The organism is Cryobacterium sp. BB307, assembly GCF_012274275.1.
Classification (GTDB): domain Bacteria; phylum Actinomycetota; class Actinomycetes; order Actinomycetales; family Microbacteriaceae; genus Terrimesophilobacter.
Window position 1 is genome coordinate 151357 of sequence record NZ_JAANZA010000002.1, and the last position, 19434, is coordinate 170790.

Consider the following 19434-nt stretch of genomic DNA (forward strand, 5'->3'; position numbering starts at 1 on the left):
ACCCGCGCGCGGAAGTTCGACCCGCGCGAGCGCCTACTCGCCGAACGCGAAGATCTTCTTGTTCAGGAACTCCTCGATGCCGAACCGGCCCAGCTCGCGACCGAAGCCGCTGCGCTTGACGCCGCCGAACGGCAGGTACGGCGCATCCAGGCCGACGCCGTTGATGAACACCATGCCGACGTCGAGCCGGGTGCCGACCTCGATGGCGCGGTCGGTGTCCTCACAGATGACGACCGAGCCAAGGCCGTACGCCGAGCTGTTCGCCAGCGCGATCGCCTCGTCGTCGCTCGCGACCTTGTAGAGCACCGCCACCGGGCCGAACAGCTCCTCGTGGTAGGCGTTCATGTCCGGGGTGACGTCGCTGAGCACGGTCGGCGCGAAGAAGCATCCGTCGGCCGTCGTCGAGCCCATGTTCAGCACAGCGCCCTGCTCGACCGCCTGTGCCACCTGGGCGCCCAGCAGCTCCGCGGCCTTGGCCGAGGAGAGCGGGCCGAGGTCGATGCCGTCCTCGGTGGCCGGACCCCACTTGAGGGCCTTCATCGCGGCGATGAACTTCTCGGAGAACTCGTCGTAGTACTTGTCGAGCACGACGATGCGCTTCGAGCCGTTGCAGGCCTGGCCGCTGTTCTCGAGCCGCCCGGCGACCGCCATGTCCACGGCGCTGTCGATGTCGTTCGTGTCCAGCACGAGGAAGACGTCGGAGCCGCCGAGCTCGAGCACGACCTTCTTCAGGTGACGGCCGGCCTGCTCAGCGATCGCAGCGCCCGCGCGCTCCGAACCCGTGAGGGACACGCCCTGCACGCGCGGGTCGGCGATGATGGTCCCGATCTGGTCGTGATCGGCGAACACGTTCACGTACGCGCCCTCCGGGAACCCGGCATCCTTGAAGATCTGCTCGATCGCGAGCGCGGACTCCGGGCACTGCTCGGCGTGCTTCAGGATGATGGTGTTACCGGCGACGAGGTTCGGTCCGGCGAACCGGGCCACCTGGTAGTACGGGAAGTTCCACGGCATGATGCCCAGCAGCACGCCGAGGCCCTGACGCCGCACGAACGCGCGCGCTCCGCCCTCGGTGTCGATCTCCTCGTCGGCGAGAAACTCCGGTCCCTTGTCCGCGTAGTAGCGGAGGATGTCGGCGCTGAATTCGACCTCGCCGATGGACTGCTCGATGGGCTTGCCCATCTCGCGAGCGATGATCTGGGCGAGCTCGTCCTTGCGCTCCAGGTACAGGTCGGCAGCGCGCGTCATGAGCGCAGCGCGTTCGGCCACCGTGGTCTGCTTGGCAAAGCCCTGATAAGCCGACTGGGCCGCGTCGATCGCATCCTGGATGTCGGAGTCGCTCGCCAGCGGGTAAGTAGAAATGGTCTGATTCGTCGATGGATCAATGACCGCGTACTGCTTCATGTGGCTTCCTTTGATGTGGTGGGTGGTCTGTCTCTCAGGATAGGACGGATGGTCGGCAGAGCGCTGGATGCAGCCTCAATGCCCCCTTACCGTCAGGTGTAGCGGCATAGTCTGGACTGGTGCAAGCGCCCACCGACCCTCGTAGCGAACTGGCCGGGCTCGCCGCACGAGGCATCGGCGATTGGGCCGTCGACCCGTCCCGAAGGGTGGCCGACCCGGAGCACGTCCGCCGGGCGGGGGTGCTCGTGCTGTTTGGCGTACTGGACTCGATGCCCGCGGATGCGTCCGGACCGGTCCCGCGCGACCTCGACGTGCTGCTGCAGCGACGCTCGACCACGCTCGGCCATCACCCGGGGGAGATCTCGTTCCCCGGCGGCGGCGTGGAGGCATCCGACGCCGACATCACCGCCACCGCCCTGCGCGAGGCGGTCGAGGAAACCGGTCTCGATCCGAGTGGTGTCGACATCCTCGGCACGCTACCTGAGCTCGCGCTGCCGCGCAGCAACAACCTCGTCACCCCGGTGCTCGCCTGGTGGGCGCGCACATCGCAGGTCACCGCGGTCGATGAGCGGGAGGCCGTCGAGGTGTTCCGGATGCCGGTGGCCGACCTGCTGAATCCCGACAACCGGGCGAGTGTGCAGCGCTCCGTCGGCAACCGCACCTTCCGCATCCCAGCGTTTGAGGTCGATGGTGTCGTGGTGTGGGGCTTCACCGCGATCGTGCTCGCGCGGATCTTCGATGAACTGGGCTGGAGTGTCCCGTGGGACACCGCTCGGCTGGTCGAGCCGTAGCCTAAGCTCTGCCCGCGATGACCTGGTTGCGCAGCGTGCCGAGCCCGTCGATGGTGACTTCGACCAGTTGCCCCTCGGTGAGGTAGCGCTTCGGCTCGCGTGCGTGACCGACACCGCCAGGGGTGCCGGTGAGGATGACGTCACCCGGATTCAGGGTGACGAACGTGGAGATGTAGGACACCAGGAACTCTGGGCTGTGCACCAGGTCACCGGTCGATCCCTCCTGCATGACCTCGCCATCGATCACGGTGCGGATGGCGGCACCCGGCGCCCAGTCATCCGGCGTCACCAAGGCAGGGCCGAGCGGGGTCGTGCGCTCCCAGTTCTTGCCTTGCAGCCACTGCAGCGTGCGGTACTGCCAGGATCGCATCGACACGTCGTTGCTCACCGTGTAGCCGGCGATGTGGGACGCGGCGTCGGCCTCGCTGATGCGGCGGCCGGCGCGGCTGATGACGACGCCCAGTTCGGCCTCCCAGTCCACCGCGGAGTCCTCTTCGGGCAGCCGGATGTCGTCGCCCGGGCCGATGAGCGTCTCCGGGAACTTTGCGAACAGGGTCGGATGCTCCGGCAGTTCCCGCCCCATCTCCAGGATGTGTGCGCGGTAATTCAGGCCGACGCACACGATCTTGCCCGGCCGCGGCACGACCGGCGCGAGGTCAGCGTCGTCCTTGGCGTGCAGGTCTCCGGATGCGCTCGACGCGAGTTCGCGCCAATCCTCACGCTGCAGCAGGGCGCCGACATCCGGGATGCCGTCCAGTTCTCGGTAGCGGTCGGCGGTCTCGACGGCCGCCGCGGTTCCTTCGGGGGTGCGTAGGGTGACGAGTCGCATGGCCCTCAGGCTACTAGCGTGATTGGTACGCGGTGATTTGAACGAAGGAGTTCACGTGAGCAACCAGAGGGGCGCGGCAGAGAGCGCCGAATACGCGGCGGACGACGGCATCGCCACCATCGAGATCAGCGGCCCGGATCGCAACCTGCTGAACCCGGAGAACATGGCCGGGCTCGAGGCGAGCCTGACCGCGGCGTGCGCCGACGAGCGTGTCACGGGCATCTTGCTCACCGGAAGCGGCTCGGTCTTCTGCGGCGGCCTGGACACCGCGGCCTTCGCGCGCGGCGGCGACCCGCGCGAGTTCGCGGGTGCGCTGGTCAGCCTGCTCAAGCTCCTGCCGACGCTGCCGAAGCCGGTGGCCTCCGCCGTGAACGGTGACGCGGTCGCATCCGGGTCCGCCATCGTCGCCGCCTGCGACTTCGCGGTCGCCGGTCCGGACACCAGGATCGGCACTCTCGAGGCCGGCATCGGCGTCTGGCCGATGGTGGCTCAGGTGCCGATCATCCAGCGCGTCGGACCGCGTGCGGCGATCGAGAACATCGCAAGTGGCGAGCCGTTCACGGCGGCTCGCGCGCGGGAGATCGGGCTCATCAACGTGGTGACCGACCCCGCCGACGTCCGTGCCGAGGCCACCGCCTGGTTGCGCAAGGCCGCGCGCGCCGGTGCCGTCATGGCGACCGGGCGACCCTTCGTCTACGAGCTCGCGGAACTGGACTATGACGAGGCGCTCGACACGGCGCTAGCCAGGTTCACGAGCGTGTTCGGCGATCGTCCCTGACCGCCCGGCCACCGCGGCAACGTTGCTGCCGCTTGTTAGCGATGCGCTTGCTGGAACACCTGCAGCGATAACAAACCGGAGCACCATCGAAGGTGAGTGGAAGTCGCCGCTTACGAAAAATGCCTGATCCGTGAGACAATTGATCTTGCCAGCTCGCGACTGCGCGCATTGTGCCGATGCACAGTGACCGTCTTCGCACCCCGCCCGAGCCCGTTCGAAAGCTGTCGAACCGTGGCGGGAGACTGTCCAGGCCGATTACCTCATGTGTAGATCCGACTGATGTCGAGCGTGGCTCTCGCGCGCAACCGGGGAGTCTCGAATGCAGTTTTCCAAAGGTCAGACCATCGTCCACCCGCACCACGGGCCCGCAATCATCCGGACGATCTCGAACCGCAAGGTCAGCGGTGTCTCCACCAAATACCTGAACCTCGACGTGCAGAATTCAACGCTGTCGGTCAGTGTTCCGCTGGACAAGGCGCACGACATCGGCCTGCGCGACGTCTTCACCACACAGCAGCTCGACGAGGTGTTTGGCGTGCTGCGCGCACCCAGTGGCGTGGAAGAGAAGCAGTGGTCGCGTCGCATCAAGAAGAACGCGGAGACGATCAAGAACGGCGACATGCTGCAGATCGCCGAGGTCGTGCGCGATCTCGTTCGCCGTGCTGACGAATCCAACCTCTCCTACGCCGAGAAGCAGATGCTGAGGGATGCCCGCAGCCCGCTTGTCACGGAGATCTCGCTGACGCTGTCCATCGACCTCGACAAGGCGGATGCCCTCCTGGACTCCGTCATCTTGGGCGAAACCGCCGAGTCCGCGACCGTGACGGAACTCCCCGCCAAGAAGGAGCAGCTGCTCGCCGGCTGATGGCGCCGGGCGCCGTCGCTCAGCTGACGGCGCCGGCCCGCCCCGCGAGCTTGGCTACCAGCGCGTCCTCGTCAGGCAGGAACCAGACGTGGTCGGCGCGGTTCGACTCCCACACGAACGCCGCGAACGCGTCGCTGTCCCGCTCGCGCTCGCTGACATCGCCGATGATCGCGAGCTTGAGGCCGTAGTTCACGAGCTTCTGCAGTATCTCTCCGGCGTGCCCAGTGGAGAGATCGAAGAACTCTGTGCCGAAACGTCTCGCAGGCACGACCAGCAACTGCGCGTGGACGTACCAGGCGTTGCCGATGAGGTCGGATGTCTGATCGCCGGTGGCGATGATGGGACCATCGGCTGGGACGCGCTGAACCTGCAGGCCATGTATCTCTTCGACAGTCATCCCGACACGCTATCCACCGCCCGCCCCGGGCAACATGAGTGTTACGCGGCGCAATCCGTCCTACGATCGATTCCACGGTATCGATTCAAGGGAGACGAATGTCGTTTCAGGCATACCTCGACAGCATCGAGGAGAAGACAGGCTTGACGCCTCGTCAGCTCATTGAGCTCGCGAAGGAGAAGGGCTTCGATTCGCCCGATGTCAAGGCGGGCACGATCCTCGATTGGCTCAAGGAGGACTTCGATCTCGGTCGTGGTCACGGGATGGCTCTCGTGCATGTCATCAAGAACGGGCCGCGCATCGACAGCAAGCACGTCGGTTCGAACGGCAGCCACCGTGACGAATCCGACACGTTGTGGCTGGATGGCAAGGCCACCAAACCGAAGGGTGTTGAGTGATGGCTATTCTGCATCAGGCCGAGATCGTCCCGTCGAAGCGCGACATGGTCGCAAAATTCGTCGCCGGACGTGAGTGGGCGGGCGACCTCCCGGAAGACTGGGAGCGGATCGCCGCGTACCGGTTCGACGACCCAGCAGGCGAGGTCGGAATCGAGACGATGCTGATCGGAACCCAAGGCGGTCCGGTGCTGCAGGTGCCGCTCACCTACCGCGGGGCACCGCTTGAGGGTGCCGACGAATGGCTCATCGGCACCGCAGAGCACTCGGTGCTGGGCACGCGCTGGTTCTATGACGCGGCAGGCGACCCGGTCTACGCGCAAATGCTTGCCACGACGATTCTCGGCGGCGGGCGCGAGGCCGACCAGTTCTACCCTGACGGCACGCCGATCGAGGGAACGGCCCAGGTTCGGGGGAGCGGCAGCTCTGCTGACCTGGTGGGTGTGCCCCAGCGGGTGGAAGCCACAACCGCCGGCAGCATCACCACCATCTCCGCTGATGGCCGAGAGTTGCTGGTCGCGCGCCGCGTCGGGGACGAGCTCAGCGGCGTGACCGAACGGCTGACCGGCACTTGGGCGGATCAGTCCGCGCCGGTCACGCTCGCCGGCATCCGCTGACCGACGTCAGGGGACGGGTTTAGGGTGCCGTCATGACACGCGACGAGAGCGCGATCAGGATCGAACCCGCAACGACAGTGCCGTTCGCCGACATCGAGCACGCGTTCACCGGCGGTGGCGACGGCGGCTCGTGCTGGTGCCAGTGGTTCCTCATCCCGCGCTCGGAGTTCAGTGCGCGAAGCCGGGAGGAGCGGAAACAGCTGCTGCGGCGCGAGCTCGGTGCTGCCGAACCGTCTCCGGCGCTGGTCGCATACGTCGACGACGAACCGGCGGCGTGGGTCCGGATAGCGCCGCGAACGCACCAGGCGGCGCTCGCGCGCACTCAGGTGGTCAAGCGAGGCAGCGACGAGCCGCCGGATGCCCCCGATGTGTGGGCGATCACCTGCTTTGTGGTGCGCCGGGAGCACAGGGCGAAGGGCATCGCGACGCGCCTCCTCCAAGCCGCGATCGACCACGCGCGACAACACGGTGCGCGGCTCATCGAGGCGTACCCGATCGACACCGAGCGGCGGAAGTCCTCGAACAACGAGCTCTTCGTCGGCAGCGCACGGCTGTTCAGCGCAGCCGGATTCGAAGAGATCGCCCGGCCGACTGAGAGCCGGGTCGTGATGGCGCTGACAACACGCTAGGACGGCTGGGCGATCATCAGCCAGAGGATCACGGCGAGGCCGACTCCGCCGATCCCCGCGAGGGCCATGGGCCGCCACGAGGTCGGGAGTGTCTCGAGCAGCCCCTCGGTGGCGCGCGCCTCAGCCTTGGCCTGCGCGGACGGGGGGATTCGCGCCCCGGAGAGCACTCGGACACCGAGGTAGTACGGCATCGCGATGCCGTACATGGCGCCCATCACCAGCACGAGCAGCGCGATCGACACCCACAGCCACCACGAGCCCCAGAAGTTGCCCATGAAGCCGAGGATGACGCCCGCGACGATCATGACCAGCAGGCCGATGTACATGAAGGTGATGCCCCACGATGAGACATCCAGGAGTGCCGCCATGCGGGCACGGTCCTTTTCCTTGCGGAGGCGGAACGCGACGCCGATCGACGCGCCGTGACCGAGCACGAACGCGAAGGCGCCGAGCACATGAAGGAAGACCATTGTGAGATACACGGCGTCAGCCTAAATGAGTCGATTTCTGCGCGGTAGCCCCCGCCGCGCGCCGGTTGCGGACATCCGCGCCCCGCGCACCTGTCGCGGATCTCCGGAACGGGCGCATCGTGGCGGAGCGGCGCGGATGTCCGAAACGGCGCCTGTTGGGCTGCGGCGCAGCGGATGTCCGGAACGGCGCGGCAGCGGGTCAGGAGTCGAGCGAACTCGCCCGGATCGCCAGCCACAACTGCACCCGGTCCTCAGCGTTCGACATGGACATACCGGTCAGGTCTTCGACCTTCTGGATACGACTGCGCAGCGTGTGCCGGTGGATGCCGAGCTGCGACGACGAGGCTTCCCAACTGCCGTTCTCGGCCAGGAACACGCGCAGCGAATGCAGGAGGTCCCCGGATGCGTCGGCTGCGGTCAGCTCGTCCAGCGGACGCTTCAGGGCGTGCACCATGATCGGCGTCAGGTGCCTCAGCAGCATGTCGACAGAGTCCAGATCGGCGAACCTCACACACGGCTGATCGTCCGCGATCGCGAGTTCGACCGCCTGCTCCGCCTGCATCCGGCTGCCGGCAAGCTGCCCGAGTGCCGCGGGTTCGCCCACCCCGCAGCGAACCGGCACACCTTCCCGCGAAGCACGTTCGAGCCGTTCCGCCCACGCATTCAGCCATGCCGGGTCGAGCACCACGATGACCGTCGATCCGTCGCTCGAGGCGAGATGCGGCAGCCGCAGCTCGTCAAGCCAGTCGAGCACCTTGGACTCGAGCACAACACTTCGTGACCGCGAGCGGATCACCGCGACGGAGAACTCCGAGCCGACCAATCCCCAACGTGCGGCGACGCGCCGCGCGATGCCCTCGTCTCGCGCGAGCAGCACGTCGATGGCATCCGCCCTCGCGACCGGGTCGAGGCGCGCGCTGTGCTGCGGGCTGAACGTGAGGTCGAGCAACGCGGTGGCCTGAGTCGCGAGCTCGCGCACCAGACCGGGGGAGCCGAGCTTGTCCGAGATGACGAGCTGCGCCTTCGGGTCGAGTGGGTGCCCGACCGGGTACACACCGAGGTTGGTGACCCGGATGCGTCGGGACAGCCGCAGCGCAGCGGCAACAGCATCGTCGTGGTGGATGCGCGAAGCGCCGACGCTCGCAATCGGCGTCCCGTACCGGTCGATCACCACAGCCCACCCGTTGATGAGCTTCGAGAGGGTCGTGACGATGCCGGCGGTCTGACCAGTGCGCGCGGCGTGCGTCAGCGCGGTGATCCCGCGGACCAACTGGCCGTCATAGCGGCCACCCCGCTGTTCGCGGGGTGCGGCATCCGAGGCCCGATCGCCAGCCGGATGGGGCGCGGGAACCTGATCAATGGAGCCGTTCTGCACCTGTTCGACGCTAACACGCTGACTTGTACGAAACGGTGCGCGGGCCCCCGTCAGCGCTCCCATTCGGCGGCTGTGCACCCGATCGCGACCTTCCTAGGCTGACACGGACCGGCCGTGACCCTGTGGTTTGCGGCGCGTGTGCACAGGACAAAGGAGTGGTGATGCAGGCAGTCGTATTCAACGGTGAGACCAAGAAGGTGGAGGTCGCCGACGTCGAACTCGCGGCGCCCGGCGCCGGTGAGGTGCGGGTCAAGATCGCCGCGGCCGGCGTCTGTCACTCTGATCTCCACGTCTACCGCAATGAGTGGGATGTTCCCGTCCCGGTCGTCATGGGCCATGAGGGAAGCGGAATCATCACCGAGGTCGGCCCGGGCGTCACCAACCTCGCGGTCGGCGATCACGTCGTGCTGTCTTGGGTCGCGCCGTGCCACGAATGTCGGTACTGCCTGGCTGGGCACGAGGCCCGCTGCCAGGTGGCCGCGACGATCGTCGCACCCGGCGGCGTGCTGCAGGATGGCACATCGCGGCTCAGCCGAGACGGTGAGCGCATCCACCACTACCTCGGCGTCTCATCGTTCGCCCAGGAGGCCGTCGTTCCCGCGAGCGGCGCCATCCGGGTGCGCGAGGACGCGCCACTCGACGTCATCGCGCTCGTCGGCTGTGCTGTCGCAACCGGCGTCGGCGCTGTCACCAACACCGCTCAGGTCGAGCCGGGCTCGATCGTGGCGGTGATCGGATGCGGCGGGGTCGGCCTGTCCGTCATCCAGGGCGCCCGCCTCGCCGGCGCAGAGCGCATCATTGCCATCGACATCCAGGCCGACAAGACGGCACTCGCCATGCGCCTCGGCGCGACGGACGAGATCGACGCGTCCAAGGTCGATGCGGTCGAGGCGCTGCGCGCGCTGATCCCGGACGGCGTCGACTACGCGTTCGACGCGATCGGACGCACCCAGACCACCGAGCAGGCGATCCAGATGCTCGGACTCGGCGGCGCCGCGGTCGTCGTCGGCCTTCCGCCCACCGGCTCGAAGGCATACTTCGACCCGCTTGTGCTCGGCGAGTCCGACCAGCGCATCCTCGGCTCGAACTACGGGAGCGTGCGCCCGGCGGTCGACATCCCCGCGCTCGTCGACCGCTACATGGAGGGCGACCTCAAGCTCGACGAGCTGGTCACCGCCCGCCGACCGCTCGATGAGGCCGGCGCCGCGCTGGACGCGCTCAACGACGGTTCGGCGCTCCGCACGCTTCTGATCCCTGCGTCCTGAACTACCCCAACCACCTAAGGAGACACATTGAGCAGCGACGTCGCCGCCTCCAAGCAACCAACATCCACAGACCCCGGCCTCCGGAGGGGGGTGATGGGCAGCGCTGAACTGTTCGCGCAGGCAATCGCGAGCATCGCGCCGAGCGCGGTCATCGCGTTCACCGCCGCATCCATCTTCCTGTCGGCAGGCAACTCCACCTGGTTCTCGTTCGTGCTCGCCACGATCGTGATCCTCGCGGTCGGCTACCTCATCTCGCAGTTCGCCAAGCGGCGCGCCTCGGCGGGGTCGCTGTACAACTACGCTGCGGTCGGGCTAGGGCCGTTCGGCGCCTACCTGACCGGCGTGACCCTGCTCATCGGATGCTTCGGCATCGCCTCCGGTTCGCTGAGCGGCGCGACCACCTACATGATCACCGTGCTGAACCAGCTGGGCCTGCCGATCTCCGGCACCCTGGCGAGCGTGGTCGTGACCATCGTGCTCGGGTCGCTTGCGATCCTGTTCACGATCCGCGGCATCCGGCTCTCCGCCCGCGTCTCGCTCGTGCTCGAGCTCGTGTCGGTCGCGATCATCCTGATCGTGCTCGTCCTCGCCATCGTGCACCTCGGCCCGGCGGCCATAGACCCTGCGCAGCTGAGCCTCGAAGGCTTCGAGTTCTCCGGCGTCGCGTTCGGCATGACCCTCGGCATCCTGGGCTTCGTCGGATTCTCCAGCGCCGACTCGCTCGGACGTGAGGCGAAGAACCCGTACCGCGCCATCCCGCGCGCCATCATGTTCAGCGCCCTGCTCGTCGGCGTCCTCTACGTGTTCGCCGCATACACGCAGGTCGCCCTGCTCGGCGACGATCTGGCGACCTCGGCGAGCCCGCTCGACGACATGGCCACCATGGTCGGGCTGCCCGTCTGGTTCAACCCGATCCTGAACTTCGGTGTTGCGGCATCCTTCTTCGCCGTGGTCGTCGCACCGCTCAACGTGATCGGCCGCATCGTCTACGTCATGGGCAAGGAAGGCGTCGCGCCGGCGTACCTCGGCCAGACGCACCCGACGCAGCTGACCCCGCACCGCGTGCTGCTCACCATCGGCCCTGCGGTGATCGCGCTCACCTCGATCCTGTACATCATGGGCGTGAACGGCATGGACATCGTGGTGTGGGTCGACACGTTCGGCACCTACGGCTACATGGTCGCCTACGCGACGGTCGCGATCGCCGCGGTGCTGTTCCTGCGCCGGATCGGCGTGAAGAACTGGCTCGTGCTGCCGACGGCGATCCTCGCAGTGGGTGCGATGCTCTACGTGTTCTACACGAACGTCTACCCGGTGCCCGCCTACCCGTTCAACCTGATCTTCTGGTTGTTCGCCGGGGTGCTCGCGGTTGCGATCGCCTGGTACCTGTTCCTGAAGGCAAGGCGCCCGCAGGTGATCAACGCGATCGGCTCCACCGAGACCGACGTGCTGGAGGGCATCAGCGGCTGACCCTTCTGCCCCACACGGACGCGCCCGGCACCCGCCGTGGCGCGTCCGTGTCTGTGTAGGCAGAGCTTTGTGTCACAAGCAAGGGAACGATCGCTTGCTTTTGGCACAAACGTCTGCCGAAGGGTCAGCGCTTGCGCGCGGTGACCAGCAGGTACTCCCACTCCATCGTGCTGCCGTCGTCGTCGAGGCCACCCCGGCGAGCGAGTTCGACCAGCTGGCGGTCGAGCTCGGCCTCCCGCTCCGGGTCGTCCGCCAGGTTCTTGTACGCGGCGATCGTGGGGCCGTAGTGGGACTTGAAGTAGTCCCTGAACTCTTCTGCGCGCGAGAAGTGCTCGATCCTGACCTTCTGCCTGCGCATATCGAGGTCGGTCAGCCGATCTCCGAACAGCTCCCGGATGTGATCCTCGCTTCCCCACAGCGGCCCCGGCGAAGCGCCGGGCGGGGGAGGCGGCGCGAACGGCTTCATGGTGGCGAAGAGCTGGCCGATGTAGCCCTCCGGCGTCCAGTTGATCAGGCCGAGGGTGCCGCCTGGCTTCAGCACGCGGAGCGCTTCGTCCGCGGTCACCTGATGGTGCGGAGCGAACATCACGCCAACGCACGACAGCACCGTGTCGAACTCGCCATCCGCGAACGGGAGGGCCTCCGCGTCCGCCTCCCGCCACTCAAGTGTCGCCCCTCGCTCATTGGCCTGACGCTCGCCCGCCTGCAGGAGCTCCGGTGTGAGGTCGCTCGCCACCACATCCGCCCCGGCGAGCGCGGCAGGGATCGCGACATTGCCTGATCCAGCCGCGATATCGAGCAAGCGGTCGCCGGGCTTCACTCCCGCTGCCTCAACCAGCACCGGTCCGAGGCTCGCGATGAGGTCGGATGCGAGGGTCGCGTAGTCGCCGAACGCCCACATCGCCCGATGCTTGGCCTTGAGCGCCCGGTCGGCGTCGGTTTGGGTTTCTTCGCTGGTCACGATGCACATCCTTTCGTCGTGTCGGGGAGCTGACACGACGGTCGGGATCGATCGTCCCCGACAGGACGATTGTGCGCTCCCATCGGCCCACTGTCGAGACCCGTGCGGGAGACTCAGATGATCGGCACGCCGCGCCGAATGCGCCGCCTGGCGTCCCACAGCATCAGGTTGTACGGGAAGCGGCGCAGCACGCCAGGAGTCACCCGGTTGAGGGAAGCCGTGAGGCGCAGCCAGCGGTCGAAGCGTGCCTGCTGGCGCTTTGTCCACGGCAAGCCGAGCTCGCGGCGGAACTCCTCTGGCAGGAAACCCAGGGTGAGGAACCGGTTCGCCGGGCCGAACAGCGCGGCGAGCGGGCGGGGGAGGAACCGCAACTCGGCGAGCCGCTGCAGGTAGTCGCGCGTCAGATCGTCCATACGAATCTCCCGGATGCTCCGGTGCCAGTACTCGTCGAAGGCGCGCAGACTCTCCGGCCACAGGTCTTCTGGCATCTGCAGCGTCGTGCCGAAGGCAGCCGCCCGACGGTAGAAGTCTTCCGCGTCAGCGTCGTCCATCGGGCCGTGCAGACGGATCATCACGTCCCGCACACCCCAGTAGATGCAGGCTGCCACCCAGAGTTGCAGCTCTTGATCGAAAGCGGAGTACGGCACCGGCGCATCCGGGTCAGAACGCACCTGCGCGTGCACCCGACTGATCTGATGGCGCAGTTCGCGCTTCTCCGCATCCGTGCCCCCGGATGCGACTGCCAGGTAGGTGAACGTCGTGCGGGCGCGCTTGAGCGGATGCCGGTCGAGACGCCCGCCGTCGACCCGGCTCTCGACGACCCCACGCCCTATCGGCAGCATGGATAGCTGCATGATGACGTTGGCGCCGCCCGCGGCGAGGCCGATGCCGTCGCTCAGGATGCCGTTCACCCCTCCATTCTGCGGCTCAAATGCGTGAACGCTGAGACGGTTCCGGTGTTTTCGGCGTAGCATCCGGCGCAAATCGCTACGTCCGCTACGGAGGTGCCGGATGTCCCACAGCCAGCCTCAGCCGGGTCAGCCCGTCCAGTCGTCAGGCGCCGCGGGATTCATCGTCCTCCTGGTGATCGGCATCGTGTTCAGCCTGATTGGTGCCGGGCTGCTCAGCTCGGGCATCTGGTCAGGCGTCATTGCCGCCAAGCAGAACGACCAGGGCTACTTCATCACCGGTCCCGACACCATCACGAGCTCGACCTACGCGCTGACATCGCCGCGGAGCACCGGGTTCACCGACCGGGACACGAGCACCGTGCTGCCGTTCGACATCGCAACCGCGCGGCTATCGGTCGAATCGACGGGCGATGAGGACATCTTCGTGGGGGTCGGCCCGAGCGGCGAGGTGGCACGCTACCTCGATGACGTCGCGCACACCGAGGTCGATGTCGGCAACGGCCGCTTCAGGGTGAGCAGCAATGACGTTCCCGGTGAACGCGAACCGGGTCGGCCCAGCGCTGAGGACTTCTGGATCGAGTCGGCAACCGGCTCGGGCCCCCAGGAGATCGTCTGGCCGGTGCAAACCGGCAACTGGTCGGTCGTGATCATGAACGCCGATGCGAGCCGCGACGTCTCAGTGGAAATCGAGGCGGGCATCCGCAGCGACCTGCTCGCGCCGATCGCACTCGGCCTGATTCTGGCCGGGTTGGGGATGCTGGTAATCGGCATTCCGCTGACCGCCATCGGAGCGATGGGGCTGGGTCGACGCCTTCCGGGCGACGGATACCCGGCGCCCACCGTGGCCTCCGTCACGCCTGTCCCGGAGGAGGAGCGCCGTCCGTACCCGGCACAGCTCACCGGTGTGCTGGATCCCGGGCTATCGCGCTGGCTGTGGCTCGTCAAATGGCTGCTCGCCATCCCGCACTTCATCATCCTTGCCGGTCTGTGGATGGCCTTCGTGATCACGACAGTCATCGCCTTCTTCGCGATCCTGTTCACCGGCCGCTACCCAAGGTCGCTGTTCAACTTCAACGTCGGCGTGCTTCGCTGGAACTGGCGGGTCAGCTTCTACTCCTACTCCGCGCTGGCGACCGACCGCTACCCACCGTTCACCCTCGCGCGCACCGACTACCCCGCGGACTTCTCGGTCGACTACCCCGAGAAGCTCAGTCACGGACTCGTCCTCGTCAAGTGGTGGCTGCTGGCGATACCGCACTACCTGGTTGTCGCGGCGCTCGTCGGTGGCGCCGGCTGGTGGACCGGCTGGTGGGGGTGGCGCTGGGGCTGGGAGCGCTGGGACGGACCCAACCCGGCCGGTGGCATCTCCCTTCTGACGGTGCTGGTGCTGATCGCTGCCGTGATCCTGCTGTTCACGAACCGCTACCGGGTCGCTCTGTTCGACTTCATCATGGGCATCAATCGCTGGCTGTACCGGGTCACCACCTACGCTGCGCTGATGCGCGATGAGTACCCGCCGTTCCGGCTGGACACCGGGCCCGCCGAGCCGGAGCAGGTCGCAGCCCCGGCCAGCGCGCCACCTCCCGTGATCGGCTAGCTCTGCCCGCCCGCGGATGCGCGGCGCACGCTCGCGCCGGATCGCACCAGTGCGCTCGGTTCAAGCGACTCGAGCTCACCGAGCCAGCCGATCCGATCCGGGCTGAATACCGCGGTGGCGGTGTACCGTCCGGCAAGCAGCCAGTGCGAGCGCAACTCGGCGGGTGCCCGCAGCTCGGCAAGCGGCTGGCTGCCGGCGAGGGCGATGGTGACTTCGTCTGGTGTGACGCGCGCGGGGTCCAGCTTCAAGGTGACCGACACCCGCACGCTGCCATCGTCGTCTTTGGACAGCCGACAATCGCCCGCCACCAACGTGAACCGTCTGCCGCCCACCTGCTTGCGCGCCACGGCGGCGTCCAGTTCGGCCGCCCACCGCCGCGTGATCGCCTCGTCGGTGAACTGAAGGGCAGTCGATCGGGCCGCGTCGCGCATCCGCTCCCGGTCCGGTTCCGGCATCGCAATGAGCTGTGTGACGCATCCGGCAACCGCGTCGATGTCGCCCGCCGGTACCAGAAAGCCGTTCACGCCGTGTCGGATGATGTCGCTCGGACCGTAGGGGATGTCGTACGCGATCGGAATGCATTCGGCCGCCATTCCCTCCTGCAGCACCAGCGGAAACCCCTCGAACTCGCTGGTGAGGAGCAGGAAGGATGCGGACTGGAAGTGCCGGCGCGCATCCGGCTCGAAGCCGCGCAGGTGGATACGGTCTGCCGCCCCCAGCTCTGCGATGAGCCGCGCGAGACGCGCGCGTTGCGTTCCAGCGCCATAGATGTCGAGTGTCGCACGGGCACCAACCGCAGCGACCGCGCGAATGGCGTGGTCGATTCGCTTTCGCGAGTCCAGCGTGGCGAGCATGATGCCGCGGGACGGATCGCGGTCAGGAACCCCGGTCAGGTCGGGCATCGACACGGCGTTCGGGATCGTGACGAGGTTATCGGTCGGCCCTAACAGCACCTCGATGTCCTCCCGCTGCCGGTGCGTCAGGGCGACGACGGCGTCGAAGTCGTGGAGGTTGGTCAGGACCTCCGCGCGACTTGGCCGCAGCGGCCCGAATGGGCGCTCGGCCGTCGCGAGGTGCGAGTTGTGGATGACGTGCACTGTGGTGACGTTCGGGCGGTTGTAGGTGCGCGCGAACCGGGCGACGATCTTGCTGTCGACAATCGCAATCGCGGGCTCGTCGCCGATGAGGTGGTCGAGCCAGGCCGCGTACAGCTGCCAGATCCGCCGCCAGATCCGCACCGGATTGCCCTCGCGGTCGAACAGCACGATCTGGCGTCCGCCGACAGTGCCACGCACCTTGCGGTCGCGCAGGTCGATGGCCAGCAGGGTCCCGTCGCGCCGGTAGTGGTCGACTTGCAGTTCCGTTGTGCCGTCGGCGGCCATCCTGGTCTCGGTCTGGCGCGTCAGCAGGCGGTGGATTGTTCCCCGTGGCAGTCGTTCCGGCACAGTCAGTTCGGGCGCGGTCGCCGTGGTGGGGAAGTCATCGAAGTTCTCGAGCGACTCCAGGTAGTCCCACAGATTGACGATCCGGATGCCCGGGATGAGCGTTCCGCGTTTCGTCTCCCGTGTGATCACCGCGTCGTAGTCGCGGCCGTAGTCGAAGGTGAGCACGTCAACACTGGCTCCTGCCAAGCTGACAAACGCGCGTGATCGGCGGAGGAGTGCGCCGGTCATGCCGCCGTAGGTGCGCGGGATCGACCAGGTGAGGGCGAGTTGCCTCCCCGGGGGGAGGGTGATGCTCCCGGCCGGCTCAGGCACGGTTCTTCTTGAGCAATCCGGTGATGATCCCCACTATGCCAGCCCCGAACATGATGGCACCGATGATCAGCAGGCTCGCACGCAGGGCACCTTCGCCGATGCCCTCTGTGCCAGTCAAGCCGACGATGAAGCCGATCGCGGCGCAGATGGCGCCAAGCACCGCGAGCACGATTCCCACAATCAGCCACACATTGCGGTTGCGGGGCGTCGAAACGGTCTCCCTGCTGGTCATGATTCCTCCCTCGCTTTCGCGTCAGACTAGGTCGGCCAGGCAGCCAGCGACGGAATTGGAGGGAAAGTTACAGCCGCCTTGGCGTTGGCTCGTGTGCTCAGTCCTTGAGGTCGACCACCTGCACGCCGCTCGGCGAATCCAGCACCAGCACATGCCGTGCCGACACTCCCTCGAGCGCGGCAACGACTCTGTCCACGTCGCGTTCGACTCCGGGCGCTGCGTCCGCGCGCTCGAGCACGGTGACCTTGGCGCCCGTGGCCTCGCGTATGCGCTCGCCCTGCCCGTGGTCAGCGGTGACGAGCAGCACCCGGCCGATCGCGCTGACGGTGCCCCCTGGCACGACAGCGCCGCGATCGTGCCGCCAGACGGCGAAGTGATACCAGGACACCAGCACGGTGGAGACCAGGATGCCAAGTGGTGCCCGGATGCTGTCAACCAGCCCGGCGCCGCTCATCGGGTCGAGGAAGAACACGAACAGCTGGTAGCCGATCACCAGCAGGGTGATGAGCGCAACGAGCGCGCTCACGCCGAAGACGACGATGAGGTACACCCGCTTGGCGCTCGACACCGGAACTCGGCGCCAGACCAGCCACCACACGGGCGCGCTCACGGCCAGGATCGCGATGCCGCCGAAGAGCAGCGAGCGTGGGTCGCCGAAGTAGAGAGCCGGGGTGATCGCTGCGAGTGTCGCATTGATCACAATGCCGACACCGGTTGCCGCGCCCGCGAGCGCCGCACCGGAGACGGCGAGGCGGCCCGCGTGCATGACACTCTCGCGCGCGGTTGCCGAGCGGTGGTACAGCAGCACAAGCGCGCCGATCAGCGCCGCGGACACCCCGCCGGCGAGGGGCCACAGCGTGACGCTCAGCGGATCGCCGCTGCCGGCCACCAGAGTCAAAAGCACGTAGAGCACGGTCGCCGTCCCGCCGATTGCCATACCGGTGGGCAACAGGATTCCCATGATGACCAGCGCCACGGCATTGAAGACGGTGCTGAGCGTGCGACCGGCGTCCCGGTACCAGTGCAACCACCAGACGAGTGCGCCGCCGGCCGCCCAGATGAGCGCCTGCAGGGCCCACACCCACCACGGGGCGCCCAACGACGGTGTGTTGGTGGCGATCGCCACCACTTCGTTGACCAGCGTCGACAGCAGGTTGATGCTGCCGCCGATGATGAGCGACAGGCCGAAGACCCAGCCGAGCACGATTGGGACGGTGCGCATCCGGACCGGTCCCTTGTCTCGGTGTGTCAGCATCCAGCGATGCCACACCCACACCAGCGCCCAGACGAGCGCGTTGGCCAGCGCGTACGGGTCCCACGACAGCTGACGGCCGAAGCCGCCGACAGGAAAGACGGTCCACTCTGGGTTCAGCAGCGACGCCAGAAAAGACAGGAGCGCGACCGTGGCTGTGATCAGCGAAATCGTGTGGGCGATCGTCAGGTAGAGGCCCCACCAGATCGACCTGCGCTCATCCGGCTCACTGAGTCGTCGCCAGCTGAGCCACCACAGCACGAGCGCGAGCGGGCCGGCGATCAGGGCGAAGGCGAGCGATCGCGACAGGTTGTCGAGTTCGAAGACGGTGCGTCCGCCCGTGTCGAAGAGGCGGCCGAGCAGGCCAGCCAAGCCGATCGCCGCCGTGATCACGAGGATCAGCAGGAGGGTATAGATGACGATGCGCCGTACGGTGGCGCCCGCTCCGGATGCCTGCACGGGCGCGCTCGGCTGGGGCTGTGTCTCAGTCATGTTCTTCGCCTATCGTCCGATGCAGATGGTCAGCTCCCACGGAGCACGGTCAATCCGCCAGGTTCCGTCGGTGTTCTCCAGTTTGAATTCGCTCTCGCTCTCCCAGCCGCCGCCGCCGATCGGCCCGCGATCACTCGTCACGGCGACGAGCACGCCGACGTCCGCCGTCTCGGAGCGGATGTCCGTGGAGAGCAGGGTCACGCGAACGCTCCCGTCCGGGAGCTGGGACTCCACGAATTGGCAGTCGTCCAAGACCTCCTGGCTGAGGTACTGCTGCGCGGTTTCCTCGTCGCCTTCGATCACCGCGGCCGAGTAGCGCTGCACGACACCCTCCGGCGTGTCCGCATCGAGCAACTCGGGCTCGCCGCGACCGAACACCACGATGACTGCGACAACCACGAGCACAGCGATGACGGCGATGACCGCGATCAGTGCGCGGTCGGGCTTACGTGCCTCCATGAGATCAGCATGGCGTGAAGTGCGGATGATGAACAATCACATCCGACGGTGATTCGTGAGTCAGGTGCCTTCCGCCCCGGAGTGATCGAGGAGGATCGGCGCGCCGGCCGCGCCGGCGGTGTCGTATCGCTGCCCGACCACCTGGACCTGCTTGTGGATGAGGTCCCAGGCCTCGACCACCACCGCATCGAACCGCTCGCCTCCGACGTCGACGAGGTCGACGCTTGCGACGGCGATCCGGTCGGCGTCGTCCTGTGATGCGGCGAAGTCTCGAGCGACTCCCGCGCTGTCCCTCGGGCTTTCGGTCGTGAAGCGGTGCAGCGCTCGGTGGCCGTCCTTCTCGACGATCGCGAATGCCAGCAGTTCAGCGCCGGTCTCGGAAATGGTGCCGAGAGCGGTCTGCAGAGTCGTGTCAGTCAACGACACCAACTCCGGTGAGAAGTAGACCATGCGTCGAATTCTATGGCCAGGCACCAGCGACGCGCGCG

At 67.1% G+C, this 19434-nt stretch carries 21 protein-coding genes; 9 read left to right on the top strand and 12 right to left on the bottom strand.

Translation table 11 applies throughout. From position 1 onward, the window contains the following. Positions 1–33: 33 nt before the first annotated feature. The gene (locus tag HGK58_RS08005) at positions 34–1404 is read right to left on the bottom strand and encodes an NAD-dependent succinate-semialdehyde dehydrogenase (RefSeq protein WP_168627068.1); all 1371 of its coding nucleotides are present in this window, start codon (positions 1402–1404) and stop codon (positions 34–36) included. A 119-nt stretch (positions 1405–1523) separates the two neighbouring features. Here HGK58_RS08005 and HGK58_RS08010 point away from each other — a divergent pair, with 119 nt between their 5' ends. Beyond that, complete coding sequence (locus tag HGK58_RS08010) at positions 1524–2195, top strand: CoA pyrophosphatase (protein ID WP_349236173.1); 672 nt, start codon at positions 1524–1526, stop codon at positions 2193–2195. Between the two features lies 1 nt (position 2196). Here the strand turns inward: HGK58_RS08010 and HGK58_RS08015 are convergent, their stop codons facing one another. After that, positions 2197–3024, bottom strand: coding sequence for a fumarylacetoacetate hydrolase family protein (locus tag HGK58_RS08015; RefSeq protein WP_168627069.1), 828 nt, complete (start codon positions 3022–3024; stop codon positions 2197–2199). Positions 3025–3079: 55 nt separating this feature from the next. Between HGK58_RS08015 and HGK58_RS08020 the strand changes: the two genes are divergently transcribed. Next, on the top strand, positions 3080–3802 hold the full coding sequence (locus tag HGK58_RS08020) for an enoyl-CoA hydratase/isomerase family protein (RefSeq protein WP_168627070.1): 723 nt from the start codon (positions 3080–3082) through the stop codon (positions 3800–3802). Positions 3803–4121: 319 nt separating this feature from the next. After that, positions 4122–4667 (top strand): CarD family transcriptional regulator, encoded by a 546-nt coding sequence (locus HGK58_RS08025; RefSeq protein WP_168627071.1) that lies wholly within the window; start codon positions 4122–4124, stop codon positions 4665–4667. Positions 4668–4686: 19 nt separating this feature from the next. On the opposite strand, the gene HGK58_RS08030 is transcribed toward HGK58_RS08025, so the two are convergent. Then, on the bottom strand, positions 4687–5064 hold the full coding sequence (locus HGK58_RS08030) for a DUF4180 domain-containing protein (protein ID WP_168627072.1): 378 nt from the start codon (positions 5062–5064) through the stop codon (positions 4687–4689). Between the two features lie 98 nt (positions 5065–5162). Here HGK58_RS08030 and HGK58_RS08035 point away from each other — a divergent pair, with 98 nt between their 5' ends. Genes HGK58_RS08035 through HGK58_RS08045 form a run of 3 tightly spaced genes read left to right on the top strand, consistent with a single transcriptional unit; the run spans position 5163 to position 6705 of the window. Next, positions 5163–5462 (top strand): DUF4287 domain-containing protein, encoded by a 300-nt coding sequence (locus HGK58_RS08035; protein WP_168627073.1) that lies wholly within the window; start codon positions 5163–5165, stop codon positions 5460–5462. After that, positions 5462–6076 (top strand): hypothetical protein, encoded by a 615-nt coding sequence (locus HGK58_RS08040; RefSeq protein WP_168627074.1) that lies wholly within the window; start codon positions 5462–5464, stop codon positions 6074–6076. Before HGK58_RS08035 ends, HGK58_RS08040 begins: the two co-directional genes overlap by 1 nt. Positions 6077–6108: 32 nt before the next feature. After that, positions 6109–6705 carry a GNAT family N-acetyltransferase gene (locus tag HGK58_RS08045; protein ID WP_168627075.1) on the top strand — a complete coding sequence of 199 codons (597 nt, stop codon included), beginning with the start codon at positions 6109–6111 and terminating at the stop codon, positions 6703–6705. Here the strand turns inward: HGK58_RS08045 and HGK58_RS08050 are convergent. Both HGK58_RS08050 and HGK58_RS08055 read right to left on the bottom strand, forming a co-directional pair. Beyond that, positions 6702–7187: a hypothetical protein gene (locus HGK58_RS08050; RefSeq protein WP_168627076.1), complete on the bottom strand. Its 486-nt coding sequence runs from the start codon at positions 7185–7187 to the stop codon at positions 6702–6704. The genes HGK58_RS08045 and HGK58_RS08050 overlap by 4 nt on opposite strands. A gap of 187 nt (positions 7188–7374) precedes the next feature. Continuing rightward, the gene (locus HGK58_RS08055; protein ID WP_168627077.1) at positions 7375–8550 is read right to left on the bottom strand and encodes a helix-turn-helix domain-containing protein; all 1176 of its coding nucleotides are present in this window, start codon (positions 8548–8550) and stop codon (positions 7375–7377) included. A gap of 161 nt (positions 8551–8711) precedes the next feature. Here HGK58_RS08055 and HGK58_RS08060 point away from each other — a divergent pair, with 161 nt between their 5' ends. Together HGK58_RS08060 and HGK58_RS08065 are read left to right on the top strand one after the other, a co-directional pair. Further along, the gene (locus HGK58_RS08060; protein WP_168627078.1) at positions 8712–9815 is read left to right on the top strand and encodes a Zn-dependent alcohol dehydrogenase; all 1104 of its coding nucleotides are present in this window, start codon (positions 8712–8714) and stop codon (positions 9813–9815) included. Between the two features lie 27 nt (positions 9816–9842). Beyond that, a complete protein-coding gene (locus tag HGK58_RS08065) occupies positions 9843–11285 on the top strand; it encodes an APC family permease (RefSeq protein WP_246865493.1) in 1443 nt (480 codons plus the stop codon). A 124-nt stretch (positions 11286–11409) separates the two neighbouring features. Here the strand turns inward: HGK58_RS08065 and HGK58_RS08070 are convergent, their stop codons facing one another. Together HGK58_RS08070 and HGK58_RS08075 are read right to left on the bottom strand one after the other, a co-directional pair. After that, positions 11410–12186, bottom strand: a complete 777-nt coding sequence (locus HGK58_RS08070) for a class I SAM-dependent methyltransferase (RefSeq protein ID WP_246865516.1) — start codon at positions 12184–12186, stop codon at positions 11410–11412. A gap of 173 nt (positions 12187–12359) precedes the next feature. Further along, positions 12360–13157 carry an oxygenase MpaB family protein gene (locus HGK58_RS08075; RefSeq protein ID WP_210422800.1) on the bottom strand — a complete coding sequence of 266 codons (798 nt, stop codon included), beginning with the start codon at positions 13155–13157 and terminating at the stop codon, positions 12360–12362. 100 nt (positions 13158–13257) lie between these two features. Here HGK58_RS08075 and HGK58_RS08080 point away from each other — a divergent pair, with 100 nt between their 5' ends. Further along, positions 13258–14754, top strand: coding sequence for a DUF4389 domain-containing protein (locus HGK58_RS08080; RefSeq protein WP_168627081.1), 1497 nt, complete (start codon positions 13258–13260; stop codon positions 14752–14754). Here HGK58_RS08080 and HGK58_RS14070 read toward each other — a convergent pair. The 5 genes from HGK58_RS14070 to HGK58_RS08105 form a co-directional block, all read right to left on the bottom strand. Continuing rightward, positions 14751–16511: a glycosyltransferase gene (locus HGK58_RS14070; protein ID WP_168627082.1), complete on the bottom strand. Its 1761-nt coding sequence runs from the start codon at positions 16509–16511 to the stop codon at positions 14751–14753. The two genes, HGK58_RS08080 and HGK58_RS14070, sit on opposite strands and share 4 nt — an antisense overlap. Then, positions 16504–16743 carry a hypothetical protein gene (locus tag HGK58_RS08090; protein ID WP_168627083.1) on the bottom strand — a complete coding sequence of 80 codons (240 nt, stop codon included), beginning with the start codon at positions 16741–16743 and terminating at the stop codon, positions 16504–16506. The genes HGK58_RS14070 and HGK58_RS08090 overlap by 8 nt, the downstream gene beginning before the upstream one ends. Positions 16744–16840: 97 nt before the next feature. Beyond that, positions 16841–18487: a DUF5671 domain-containing protein gene (locus HGK58_RS08095; RefSeq protein ID WP_168627084.1), complete on the bottom strand. Its 1647-nt coding sequence runs from the start codon at positions 18485–18487 to the stop codon at positions 16841–16843. 9 nt (positions 18488–18496) lie between these two features. Beyond that, the gene (locus HGK58_RS08100) at positions 18497–18946 is read right to left on the bottom strand and encodes a hypothetical protein (RefSeq protein WP_168627085.1); all 450 of its coding nucleotides are present in this window, start codon (positions 18944–18946) and stop codon (positions 18497–18499) included. A gap of 60 nt (positions 18947–19006) precedes the next feature. Further along, positions 19007–19396: a hypothetical protein gene (locus HGK58_RS08105; protein ID WP_168627086.1), complete on the bottom strand. Its 390-nt coding sequence runs from the start codon at positions 19394–19396 to the stop codon at positions 19007–19009. Positions 19397–19434 lie beyond the last annotated feature (38 nt).